This window comes from Streptococcus sanguinis SK1 = NCTC 7863, assembly GCF_000194945.1.
In the GTDB taxonomy this organism is placed as follows: Bacteria; Bacillota; Bacilli; order Lactobacillales; family Streptococcaceae; genus Streptococcus; species Streptococcus sanguinis.
On the sequence record NZ_GL878507.1, the window covers coordinates 438,947 to 450,891 of the forward strand.

An 11,945-nucleotide genomic window follows, 5' to 3' on the forward strand; every position below is an offset into this window, starting at 1 on the left:
TATGCCAAAACGTAAAGATATTCAGAAAATTATGGTCATCGGTTCTGGTCCTATTGTTATCGGTCAGGCTGCGGAGTTTGACTATGCTGGGACCCAGGCTTGCCTGTCCTTGAAAGAAGAGGGCTACAGTGTTGTCTTGGTTAATTCTAACCCAGCAACCATCATGACGGACAAGGAAATTGCGGACCGAGTTTATATCGAGCCTATCACGCTGGAGTTTGTTGCGCGGATATTGCGTAAGGAGCGGCCAGATGCTCTGCTGCCTACTCTGGGTGGCCAGACCGGACTCAATATGGCCATGGAACTATCCAAGTCAGGGCTTTTAGAAGAGCTGGGAGTGGAACTCTTGGGGACTAAGTTATCAGCTATTGACCAAGCGGAAGACCGAGACCTCTTCAAGCAGCTGATGGAAGAGCTAGGCCAGCCCATCCCTGAGTCAGAAATTGTCAATACAGTTGATGAAGCACTGGAATTTGCGGCTGGCATCGGCTATCCAGTCATTGTCCGTCCGGCATTTACACTGGGAGGAACTGGTGGCGGTATCTGTAGCAATGAAGAAGAGCTGCAGGAAATTGCAGAAAACGGCCTCAAACTCTCTCCGGTTACTCAGTGTCTGATTGAGCGCTCTATAGCGGGCTTTAAGGAAATCGAATACGAAGTCATGCGGGATGGTGCAGACAATGCGCTGGTCGTATGTAATATGGAAAACTTTGATCCAGTCGGAATCCACACAGGTGATTCTATCGTTTTTGCACCTAGTCAGACCATCTCAGACTATGAATACCAGATGCTGCGGGACGCCAGCCTCAAGATTATCCGTGCGTTGAAGATTGAGGGGGGCTGTAATGTGCAGCTGGCTCTGGACCCGCATAGTTTCAAATACTATGTTATCGAGGTCAATCCACGGGTTTCCCGCTCATCAGCCCTTGCCTCTAAGGCGACCGGCTATCCGATTGCCAAGCTGGCGGCGAAAATCGCAGTCGGACTTACATTGGATGAAATCATTAATCCGGTGACAGGCTCTACCTATGCTATGTTTGAGCCGGCTCTGGACTATGTGGTCGCTAAGATTCCACGCTTTCCATTTGATAAGTTTGAGCAGGGTGAGCGCCGTCTGGGAACCCAGATGAAGGCGACGGGGGAAGTCATGGCTATCGGCCGCAATATTGAGGAGAGTCTGCTCAAGGCCTGCCGTTCTTTGGAAGTTGGTGTGGACCACAACGAGCTGCCTGCTCTCAGTCAAGTAAGCGATGATGAGCTGATGAGGAAGATTGTCAAAGCGCAAGATGACCGACTTTTCTATATCTCAGAGGCTATTCGTCGTGGTTACAGTCCAGATGAAATTGCTGAGCTGACCAAGATTGATGTCTTTTTCCTAGATAAGCTGCTCCATATTTACGAAATCGAGCAGGAACTGGCCAGTCATATCGGAGATAGCTATGTCCTTAAGAAAGCCAAACAAAATGGCTTTGCGGATACTAAGATTGCTGCCTTATGGGACACAACAGCTGAGCAGGTACGTCGCATCCGGCAGGAGCAGAAGATTGTGCCGGTTTACAAGATGGTAGATACTTGTGCTGCTGAGTTCGAGTCTGCGACGCCTTATTTCTACTCTACCTATGGTTTTGAAAATGAATCTATCAAATCCAGCAAGGAATCAGTTCTGGTGCTGGGTTCTGGTCCTATCCGAATCGGGCAGGGAGTCGAGTTTGACTATGCGACCGTTCATTCTGTAAAGGCTATTCAGGCAGCTGGCTACGAAGCGATTATCATGAATAGCAATCCGGAGACTGTATCGACTGACTTTTCTGTCTCTGACAAGCTCTACTTTGAGCCGCTGACCTTTGAAGATGTCATGAATGTCATTGAGCTGGAGCAGCCTAAAGGGGTTATCGTTCAGTTTGGTGGGCAGACAGCCATTAATCTTGCAGAGCCACTGTCCAAGGCTGGTGTTAAGATTTTAGGTACCCAAGTAGCGGACTTGGATCGGGCTGAGGATCGGGATCTCTTTGAGCAAGCTCTGAAGGAGCTGGATATTCCGCAGCCGCCAGGTCAGACGGCCACTAATGAAGAGGAAGCGGTAGAGGCTGCTCGTAAGATCGGCTTCCCCGTTCTGGTGCGGCCTTCCTATGTTTTGGGTGGTCGTGCTATGGAAATCGTAGAAAACGAAGCGGATCTACGCTCTTATATGCGGACAGCGGTTAAGGCTAGTCCAGACCATCCGGTTTTGGTGGATTCTTACATTGTCGGTGATGAGTGCGAAGTGGATGCTATTTCTGATGGCCGTCAGGTCTTGATTCCAGGAATTATGGAGCATATCGAGCGGGCGGGGGTTCACTCAGGGGATTCCATGGCGGCCTATCCGCCGCAAACCCTATCGCAGAAAGTCAAGGATATTATTGCAGACTATACCAAGCGTTTGGCTCTGGGACTCAACTGTATCGGCATGATGAATATTCAGTTTGTCATCAAGGATGAGCAGGTCTACGTCATTGAGGTCAATCCACGGGCCAGTCGGACTGTTCCTTTCTTGTCCAAGGTGACTGATATTCCAATGGCACAAGTAGCGACTCGTTTGATTCTTGGGGAAAGCTTAGCAGAGCTGGGTTATGAAGACGGCCTCCATCCGGAGAGTTCCATGGTTCATATCAAGGCGCCAGTCTTCTCCTTTACCAAGCTAGCAAAGGTTGACAGTCTTTTAGGACCTGAGATGAAGTCTACCGGCGAAGTCATGGGCAGCGACCGCACTTTGGAAAAAGCGCTCTACAAGGCTTTTGAGGCTTCCTATCTCCATCTGCCAAACTTTGGAAATGTCGTCTTTACTATTGCAGACGATAGCAAGGAAGAAGCCCTGCAGCTGGCTCAGCGTTTTGCCAATATTGGCTATGGTATCTGGGCAACCAAGGGAACAGCCTCTTATTTTGAAAATCATGGTCTACACGTCCGACTTGTAGAAAAAATCGGCAGTGATGATAACAAGGATATCCCAGCCTATATCCGCAAGGGCAAGGTTCAGGCTATTATCAACACGGTCGGAACCAAGCGAACAGCTGATAAGCATGGTCAAATTATCCGCAGCTCAGCTATTGAGCACGGAGTTCCACTTTTCACAGCCTTGGACACGGCCGTTGCCATGCTGAAGGTACTGGAAAGCCGCAGTTTCACTACAGAGGCGATATAGAGCGATTTCCAATTTCCAGATCGTCATTTGACAGTCTGAAAAGTAATCTCATACAGCAAACATTGAAAAAAGCATCAGTCTAATCCTATTCTGTCCTTGAATAGTCATAATAAATAACATTTCAAATATATTAAATTAAAAGCAAAGAGGAAGTGGGAAGGAATTCTACTTCCTTTTTGCTTTATTTTCTTAAAACAACTTGACAAAGAAGTTGACAAAGTGTATTATATTAACCAGTTAATAAACTGGTTAATAATGAGTTAAGGAGATATTGTGAAACGCGCTTTAAAAATCTTAGCTGGCCTTAGCCTGCTGGCCCTGGCCTTGTGTCTCTGGGCTTGTCAGTCTCAAAAGGAATCTAGTCAATCCAGTCCCTCGCAAGGATTGAAAATTGTAACTAGCTTTTATCCTATTTACTCCATGGTTAAGGCTATATCAGGCGATCTGAATGACGTGCGCATGATTCAGTCTAGCAGTGGTATTCATGATTTTGAGCCTTCAGCCAATGATGTGGCAGCCATCTATGATGCAGATGTCTTTGTCTATCATTCACGGACCTTGGAGTCCTGGGCGGGAGAGCTGAATCCTAGTCTCAAGAATTCCAAGGTTCAAGTCCTTGAGGCTTCCCAGGGTATGAAGCTGGATCGAGTCGCTGGCTTGGAAGATGTCCAAGCGGGAGAGGGAGTGGATGAGAAGACGCTCTATGACCCCCATACCTGGTTGGATCCTCAGAAGGCTGCGGAGGAAGCCCAAATTATCGCTGACAGACTGTCGGATCTGGATAGCGACCATCGGGAAATTTATCAAGCCAATGCTCGAAAATTTCAAGAAGAGGCCAAGGAGCTGAACGAGCGTTACCAGAAGATTTTCGACAAAGTGCCCAACAAGACCTTTGTCACTCAGCATACAGCCTTTTCTTATCTAGCTAAGCGCTTCGGGCTGACCCAGCTGGGTATTGCTGGTATTTCACCGGAGCAGGAGCCTAGTCCGCGTCAACTGACAGAGATAGAAGACTTTGTCAAGGAGCATCAGGTGCAGACCATTTTTGTGGAAAGCAATGCTTCTTCCAAAGTGGCTCAAACCTTGGTCAAGGCGACTGGTGTACAAATCAAAGAACTGAATCCTCTGGAAGCAGATCCAGCTAACCAACTATCTTATTTAGAAAATTTAGAAAAAAATCTAGCAGTTTTAGCTAAAGATTTGAAAGGATAAAAGACAATCATGAAAAAGAAATATTTCCTTGTTTCAGCAGCTGTATTAGCTCTTGGCGTCGGAACTTATGGGCTTATCCAATGGCAAGCTCAGCCCCGACCCCAGACCAAAAATAACAAAGTAGCCTATATTGAGGACAAGACTTCGGGTGACAAGACGGATAAAAATTTGACATCTGACCAAATCAATGATGAGGAAGGTATTGAAGCAGAGCAGATTGTCGTGAAAATCACAGATCAGGGCTATGTCACTTCTCATGGAGACCATTATCATTACTTTGATGGAAAGGTGCCTTTTGATGCTATTATCAGCGAAGAGCTGATTATCCGAGATTCTAACTACACGCTGCAGGAAGCAGATATTGTCAATGAGGTCAAGGATGGTTACATCATCAAGGTGGAGGGGAAGTATTATCTCTACCTCAAGGATGCCAAACATACCAGCAATGTCCGCTCGGTGGATGAGATTGCGCGGCAGAAGAAGCTGCATAAGACCAAAGAAGAAGGCGATAGTGGCAAATCTTCCACTGCAAAATCAAGCAGGACTCGCGATTTCAGCCAGCCTAGTAAGTCCCTAGCTGCGGGAAAGACAGCCGCAGACCTTGCAGGAGTTTCATACCAAGGCCAAGGGGGATATAGGACGGATGATGGTTATACGTTTAGTCCGTCTGACGTCATCGAGGATACTGGCGATGCTTTTATCGTACCGCATGGCGGGCATTTTCACTATATTCCTAAGAGCGACCTGTCACCAGCAGAATTGGCTGCGGCTCAGAGCTACTGGAATAGCAGGCGGACCGGCGGAAGTGTGAATCCGCCTAACTACGGTAGGACAATAGCTTCTTCCAACACATGGAATCAGAATAGTGCTATCAATCAGGGTGGACTCGTCTCAAATCCGTCTCCACAGCTGCCAAATCATTCAAAGATTGAGCAGCCAAGTCCTGGCTTAGCGGTTACTCAGCCGAATTCATCTAATCCGCTTCTGCCGTCTCAGCCATCCTTGCCAAGTTTGCTGCAGCAACTCTATGCCCTGCCTCAGTCTCAGCGCTATCATGAAGGGGACGGCGTGGTGTTTGACCCGCTGAAAATCAGCCGCCGGACAGACAAGGGAGTTGTTATACCTCATGGAGACCACCATCATTTCATTCCTTATGACAAGCTGTCAGACTTGGAAGCGAAGATTGCCCGCTTGATTCCTATTGGCTATACTTACGAGCCGCTAGGAGATCCTCTGCAAGCTTTGAAGCCTCAGCTACCGTCACAGCCTGATCACGACCATGGTTTTCATGCGGAGGCTGTAATTGGCAAGGATGACCAAGGCTACATGGTATCGCATGGAGACCATGCTCATTACTTTTACAAGAAAGACTTGACTGCTGAACAGATTCAAGCAGCGGAGCAGGTCTTGGCCAAGCAGCAGCCAGTAAAACCGTCTGCAGCAGTCAATGATGCTGAACGCTATTCACGCGATGCCAGTGATGAGGAAAAGATTGCTTATATCTGCCAAACCTATGGTGTTCCCAAGGAAGCGGTTCGCATCTCAAATGGCTTCTTTGTCTTTAATAACCCTGACCAAGCCTATGATCCGACACATATCCACCCCTATGCTGTCCGCAAGGAGCATGTTCGCATTCCTCTGGTAACGGGAAATGCAGAGCTGGACTTCATGAATGAGCTCTATACAACAGCCCTGCGCTCAGGTCTTTCGCCTTACAGTCTGCAGGTGGAAGATGGTCAGTTTGTCATTCCTCATGGCGACCATAACCACTATATCAAAATCCAGTCCAAGGGCGCAGCAGAAGCCTTGAAAAATCGTCTGCCTCAGATTCAATCTAAGTATGAGCAGGGCGATTATGATGAGGCCGCTATTTTGCAAAAAGTAGAAAGCCTAAAAGCGGACAGTCAGCGTCTCTATGCCGATGATCCTCTTATGCAGCGGCGGATTGAGCTTGCTTTGGGGCAGTTTGTAGAAACCATGAAGAAGCTGCCTAGCAACTCAACAGCTGGTTATCTGAGCAGTCTGGATAACTTTGATAAACAGTTTATCCATGTGGATCAGACGGTCAAGCCAATCCAAGAGACCGAGCTAGACAAGAGCTATCAAGGACTTTTGGAGAGAATGAACCGACTTGACACGGATAGCTATGGACTGAAGAAAGCTGACTTGCTGCAGCGTATGCAAAATGCTTATGCTGGCCAGAATCAAGCTGACATGGCAGAGCTAGGACAAGTATTATCCGCTTTAGAAGATTATCATGATCGGACAGGCGTCACAGCGGTTGATTATATTCGCTATTTCTACCAAGCATTAGAGGATGGACGTTTGAGCCCTGAGCTGCGCAGAAAAGCAGCTGGGCTGACCTTGACTCTCTATAAGTCTCAAGCCTTTATAGAAGCGACCAATCTCCAGCAGCTTTTCCCTGCCCTCTATCAGACTAAGAAAGAGATTACAGCAGCCCTTGCTAGCGGCCAACCTTCTCCGTCCTATGAAAAAACCGAGCTGGATCAGGGAGAGCCCAATCAGCCAACCTATAAGGCCATGATTTATGACTTTTTGAAAGGGATTTATGATGATTTTGGCACCTCGGATGAGAGCGCTCAAGCGCTTGTCTTTCTTGGAAAAGCGCAGGAACTGCTTGGAGAAGTAAAGGACCAAAACAGCCGAGCAGACTATGCAGCTAGAATCTTAGAACTAGGCAAGGAATTAAAGAGCAGCAGCTCAGACAAGCAAGCTTTACTGACAGCAAGTCAGAAGCTTTTGGATCAGATGAGCCGAACCATTGCTGGACAAAAGGAAGAGCCAGCTAATACGGAAAATCAGGAAGTTTATCAACAGCTTTATAATTTACTCATGTCTATCCATCAGTATTTGGAAAAGAATCAAGGAAGTGAGCAGCAATACCAGCAGCTAGACCAGCTTTTTGATAAGCTTGGACAGAGAGCTACTGACAAGAAAGATCTACTCAAGGAAATCCTGGCCTTCCAGCAGTCACTTGCCCATTCTGAGGGGGCAAACGAGTCTGATTCTCAGCATAGGGAAGATGATGATTATCACTTTAATCTGCAGGATATGGTCGGAGCGGATGAGCAAGGCTATCGGGTAGCCCATTTGGATCACGAGCACTATATTTACAAGAAAGACTTGTCAGAAGCCGAGCGTCAAGCAGCAGATGCCTATGCGGTGCAAAAAGGCTTCCTGAAAGCACCGGCTGAACAACCTGCTTCTGCTCAGGTATCAAGCAGCAGTGCTCCAGAAACAGCGCAAAATGGCAATCTACCTTCCGAATCTGCAACTGGAGAAGCAGCTCAAAACCAATCTGATAAACCGGCAGAAGCTTCAACAGCTGCAAACCCAACTGGTCAATCAAGCTTAGCAGCGAGTTTTGGCATGACAGAGGAAGCATTCAACCAGAAATTGCAGGAGCTTTCTCAGCTCTACGGTGTCGGCCCAGAGACTTTCAGCTATAATCCAGCAAGCAGAAGCATCAGCTTTACAGGAGCTGACGGCCAACTGAAAACTGTTCAGATTAGCTAAGCTTACATTTTGATGTAAAACAACAATAAAACGAATGATGAAGACAAAGCCAAGTTTAAGACCATCATTCGTTTTTGATTTTGACAACCCTATACTTATTTGCATGATATTGTGTTAAAATAAACAGAGACTGATAGATGTTGAACTTCCATATTCAATAAACTAATGGTTTATTGAATATGGACAAAATGCCAGAATAATTAAATAGGTGAAAAAATGATTAGAGCAAAATATGGTGAAAATATTGTTGTCGCTTTTAAATACCAAAATCAGTATTCTTGGTATATTTCTGACTTGGAGCTATGGTATATTAATTACGAAGAAGCGGGATATAATTTAGATCAGATTGATAAAGAGAGATTACGCTCTCCGATTTTACTGCCTGAGAATATTCTCTATTTTTTAGAAGATATGCAAAAATATAGTTGCGATCTGTCAGAGTTAAGGAAAGTCTTTGCTAATGAGTATAAAATGGATAAATTGAATGCTATTTATGATTTCGCTCCATCTTTATTAGTTGATATGGATAATTTGTTACTGTATTCTAATTATGCAGAATATATTTCTTTTGAGGAATATATCTCAGCTCCATGGATAGGGAAATATCAACATTTCCTAGATTTAATTCCGAAAGAATATAAGTTTTGGGCAGACATAGGCGATAATGTGTTTGACAAAAACATAAAACGTGGATAGAACAAAGAAAATAAAGAGAATAGAGGGAATAAAATAAATGAATGACGACAAAATGACTGTAATTCAAGAGATGTTTAAAAAAGGTGAAACAGATGAATTAGTTCCTGCAGTTACTGTGATACTGGACGGAAAAATTAAAGGTGTGATTGATATCTTGATGGAACAAAAAGGTTATGACGGATATCCAGAAGCTATATCTGATATTATCTTTAAAGGCATTTCAACAATAATTGATCACGAATAAATTAGGCTAATCTTACCGTCAAAATTTTGAAAAGTTGATTCCTAAAAACGAACGATATTAGATAGTAAAGGAAGGTAAATATGATGTCAGATAATAAATTAATTATTTTAAACGAGACATTTGGCAAGGAAGGCTCAGATCAGAAAGTCGAAGGTTTAACTTTAATTGTAGATGGACAAATTAAGACTGCATTTGATGCGATTAAAACGAAAAAAGACTATAGTAATTATAACGAAGTCTTGAGAGATATTGTTTTTGTCGGTTTAGAAAGTATATTGAGAGAAAAATAGTAAAAAATTATGAGTATGAGAGAATCAAATCGGTTCTCTCTTTTGGATATTAAGAGAGATGAGAGCATGCTTATCAGAGTGATTTAAGGGGAGCGAATTTTTGCTTTCTTTTTATGCTCTTTGGGCCTTCATCTCTTGTATGGTATAATGAGATTTGACAATACTAGGACTGAGATTTAAATGAGATTTGTTAGATACAAAAATCGTGAAATTACTTTGCAGGGATTAAAGGACTTCCAATGTAATCCAAATCATTTTAGATTAGAAACACTTTCTGCTAATAGAAGTCATAAGTTTGAATAGGAGATAAGATGGATATTTTCGATATTGTTCAAGATGGGACATATAATGAGTTTATAGAAAGTTACAATGGAGACATAACACAAATTGATAAATATACAAAACTTAATTTGTTATGTACGGCTATGCTTAACGATAATTTACCGGAAGAGAAATTGAAAATTATTAAATATCTGCTGTCTGAGAAGGTAGAGGTAAATTTTTTGTCAAAAAAAGAAAACAGAAATGCTCTTCATTATTTCTTCCAAGCTAATTGGCGGCCTAAAATAGCGTATGCATACGAAGTAGTGAAATTACTCATTGAGGCGGGAATTGATGTAAATGCAGTTGACAAATTTGGTTCTATTCCGATGACTTACTCAGTAACGTTATTAAAATTAGCAACGGAAGAGTTAGAAGCTCTATATAAGCTTTTACTAGAGTCCGGTTCGGATTATAAGTTAAAAAATAAATCTGGTAAATCGTGCCTAGACTATGCGGAAGAATATTCTTGGAGAAGTGGTCTGCTTGATATTATCAAAGACTATGAAGAAGGTAGAAGTAATGAGAGTTTATGATTTAGAGTCGTCTATTAGAAATGCAGATTTAAAATCGTTTCAGAAATACCATAATGGAGAAATACATCAAGAATTTACGAATGATAATCTTTCCATGCTAGAGTTACTATTTACGGAATCTAGTAATTGTGGCAATAGAATGCAAATCGCAGAATATCTGATTCATCAAGGAATTGATGTAAATCATCAATCAAAAACTAAGAGTACTGCCCTTCATTTACTATTAGGATCTGCAAAGGCAAATTGGTCTGCTGATCCCCAATATCTCTTACAGGAAGCAGAATTACTTATAAAGAATGGAGCAGATGTGAATTTGAAGGATTCTCACGGTGGAACGCCTCTATCATATGCAATTGCGACATTAAAAGCCTCCACTGAAGATTTACTTCCTATGTACAAAGCTCTTTTAAACGCTGGAGCATATGTCGATGAGCGCTCTTGTGTACCTTCTTGTTTAGAGTTGACAAAAATTTTTCCTTGGAGAGCAGAATTACTTCCCTTGCTGGAAGATTTTCAGAGGAAATAAGAATGATTGGAGCGATTTTTCTACTTCAAATAACATTCTTTTTGATAAATTTATTCGCTATCTCACAATTAAACGAAAGTAAAAAAGGTAGGCCACATGGTATTAAACAAAGAAAAAATACAGGAAAATTTTGAGGAATTTATGTTTTATATTGATGATACCTTGGATGCAATAAAGCAAAAAGCTAGTAAGCAAGGTTATCATCTAGATATGAGTTTAGAAAGCTTGAAGGATTTGGCTCAATTCGTTCGAGAGAATGATGTCAAAAATGATCCTGAAAATATTGACGATTTCTTTAATAGCTGGGTCTATCTTGGTGAGGTTTTTCGCTTACAAGCCAAAGGAGCCTACTGGACAGTTGGTACTGAAAATCCGAAAAACTTAAATTATGGGTTAGAGTATTTGACGGGTTATAATACAATTGGTTCAGAATTTATTCCCTTATTAATTATGAATAACTTTACTTTAAGTTCACCTGATAGGTTAAATAATAATTTTTTCTATGAATTAGTATTGAAACGTTTAAATCCTAAACCAATAAATCTAGATCATCTTCCAACTGAAGAGGGGTAAAGTGAAATAAAGGTTGTTTGGCCTTATTAAAGGAGATATAAAATGGCAATACGAGATACTTTAAGTACAGAAAAGAATTATAAAGATGGCCTAATGTCAAATAAAGAGGCATTGCAGTATTTCCAAGAGAAATTAATAAAACTTCAAATTGATTTAGATAATGGAATTGAAAACTATAAGAAACCAACAATAGAAGTGTATCATTCAACTTTAGCGACTATCTTGTCTTATCAGAGAGATATTTTATTTGCAACTTATTCTAGTGGGGCTTCTTTGTCAGATTTTAAAGAGGAATACATTTCATTTGTGGCTTGTTTAGTTCCAGTATGGCATAAGGAATGGGGATATGAACAAATGGTATGGGCGCTTTCTATTGGTATTCTGTTAGAGATTGATGAGGAGATTTTTGAACAGCTGGTAGACTTGGTCAAAAAAGATGATCCAGAGGATTATTTGATTGACTACCTGATTCAATATCGTCATCCAGCTTGGAAGATTCGGATTAATTATAATTTTCCAAGACCCTATGGCTTTACTAGGAAAATTATTGAAAAAGAGAATTCTGAACAGGCACTTAAACTGTTGCAAAAATATTTGACTAAGAAATGGTATCAAGGGAGCAGAGATGCAGGATGGTATGATTTGCATAAGCAGAATGTCAAAAATCATGTAGGTTATTGGTCTTTTGAATCGGGTGCTATTTGCAAAATTAGAGGTTTGAATTACAAGGAATTGGAAGGCATTCCGTATTTCCCTTACGATTTGATTGCGGAAAGGGCTGAAGTTTAGAGTATTTTAATTTAACTAATAATAAAGGTATTTGAATAGG

At 42.3% G+C, this 11,945-nt stretch carries 11 protein-coding genes; all 11 read left to right on the forward strand.

The window, feature by feature from the left end:
- Position 1: 1 nt before the first annotated feature.
- The 11 genes from carB (at position 2) to HMPREF9378_RS08610 (ending at position 11,905) form a co-directional block, all read left to right on the forward strand.
- Complete coding sequence (gene carB, locus HMPREF9378_RS08655) at positions 2-3,181, forward strand: carbamoyl-phosphate synthase large subunit (protein WP_002913482.1); 3,180 nt, start codon at positions 2-4, stop codon at positions 3,179-3,181.
- A 273-nt stretch (positions 3,182-3,454) separates the two neighbouring features.
- Positions 3,455-4,393 carry a metal ABC transporter solute-binding protein, Zn/Mn family gene (locus tag HMPREF9378_RS08650; RefSeq protein ID WP_002913483.1) on the forward strand — a complete coding sequence of 313 codons (939 nt, stop codon included), beginning with the start codon at positions 3,455-3,457 and terminating at the stop codon, positions 4,391-4,393.
- A 9-nt stretch (positions 4,394-4,402) separates the two neighbouring features.
- Positions 4,403-7,930 (forward strand): pneumococcal-type histidine triad protein, encoded by a 3,528-nt coding sequence (locus HMPREF9378_RS08645; RefSeq protein WP_002913484.1) that lies wholly within the window; start codon positions 4,403-4,405, stop codon positions 7,928-7,930.
- Between the two features lie 216 nt (positions 7,931-8,146).
- Positions 8,147-8,626: a hypothetical protein gene (locus HMPREF9378_RS08640; RefSeq protein ID WP_002913485.1), complete on the forward strand. Its 480-nt coding sequence runs from the start codon at positions 8,147-8,149 to the stop codon at positions 8,624-8,626.
- A 37-nt stretch (positions 8,627-8,663) separates the two neighbouring features.
- Positions 8,664-8,870, forward strand: coding sequence for a hypothetical protein (locus tag HMPREF9378_RS08635; protein WP_002913486.1), 207 nt, complete (start codon positions 8,664-8,666; stop codon positions 8,868-8,870).
- Positions 8,871-8,950: 80 nt separating this feature from the next.
- Positions 8,951-9,160 carry a hypothetical protein gene (locus tag HMPREF9378_RS08630; protein ID WP_002913487.1) on the forward strand — a complete coding sequence of 70 codons (210 nt, stop codon included), beginning with the start codon at positions 8,951-8,953 and terminating at the stop codon, positions 9,158-9,160.
- 180 nt (positions 9,161-9,340) lie between these two features.
- Complete coding sequence (locus tag HMPREF9378_RS11095) at positions 9,341-9,463, forward strand: GH-E family nuclease (protein WP_111680930.1); 123 nt, start codon at positions 9,341-9,343, stop codon at positions 9,461-9,463.
- Between the two features lie 8 nt (positions 9,464-9,471).
- Positions 9,472-10,017 carry an ankyrin repeat domain-containing protein gene (locus tag HMPREF9378_RS08625; protein ID WP_002913488.1) on the forward strand — a complete coding sequence of 182 codons (546 nt, stop codon included), beginning with the start codon at positions 9,472-9,474 and terminating at the stop codon, positions 10,015-10,017.
- Entirely contained in the window at positions 9,986-10,543 is a 558-nt protein-coding gene (locus HMPREF9378_RS08620) for an ankyrin repeat domain-containing protein (RefSeq protein ID WP_002913489.1), read from the forward strand. The genes HMPREF9378_RS08625 and HMPREF9378_RS08620 overlap by 32 nt, the downstream gene beginning before the upstream one ends.
- A 96-nt stretch (positions 10,544-10,639) precedes the next feature.
- Positions 10,640-11,116 carry a hypothetical protein gene (locus HMPREF9378_RS08615; RefSeq protein WP_002913490.1) on the forward strand — a complete coding sequence of 159 codons (477 nt, stop codon included), beginning with the start codon at positions 10,640-10,642 and terminating at the stop codon, positions 11,114-11,116.
- Positions 11,117-11,158: 42 nt separating this feature from the next.
- Positions 11,159-11,905, forward strand: coding sequence for a PoNe immunity protein domain-containing protein (locus HMPREF9378_RS08610; protein ID WP_002913491.1), 747 nt, complete (start codon positions 11,159-11,161; stop codon positions 11,903-11,905).
- Positions 11,906-11,945 lie beyond the last annotated feature (40 nt).

Coding starts and splice junctions, on each gene's coding strand:
- HMPREF9378_RS08630 (WP_002913487.1), top strand. CDS start 8,951: ATGATGTCAGATAATAAATTAATTATTTTAAACGAGACATTTGGCAAG.
- HMPREF9378_RS08625 (WP_002913488.1), top strand. CDS start 9,472: ATGGATATTTTCGATATTGTTCAAGATGGGACATATAATGAGTTTATA.
- HMPREF9378_RS08635 (WP_002913486.1), top strand. CDS start 8,664: ATGAATGACGACAAAATGACTGTAATTCAAGAGATGTTTAAAAAAGGT.
- HMPREF9378_RS11095 (WP_111680930.1), top strand. CDS start 9,341: ATGAGATTTGTTAGATACAAAAATCGTGAAATTACTTTGCAGGGATTA.
- HMPREF9378_RS08615 (WP_002913490.1), top strand. CDS start 10,640: ATGGTATTAAACAAAGAAAAAATACAGGAAAATTTTGAGGAATTTATG.
- HMPREF9378_RS08620 (WP_002913489.1), top strand. CDS start 9,986: ATGAAGAAGGTAGAAGTAATGAGAGTTTATGATTTAGAGTCGTCTATT.
- carB (WP_002913482.1), top strand. CDS start 2: ATGCCAAAACGTAAAGATATTCAGAAAATTATGGTCATCGGTTCTGGT.
- HMPREF9378_RS08645 (WP_002913484.1), top strand. CDS start 4,403: ATGAAAAAGAAATATTTCCTTGTTTCAGCAGCTGTATTAGCTCTTGGC.
- HMPREF9378_RS08640 (WP_002913485.1), top strand. CDS start 8,147: ATGATTAGAGCAAAATATGGTGAAAATATTGTTGTCGCTTTTAAATAC.
- HMPREF9378_RS08610 (WP_002913491.1), top strand. CDS start 11,159: ATGGCAATACGAGATACTTTAAGTACAGAAAAGAATTATAAAGATGGC.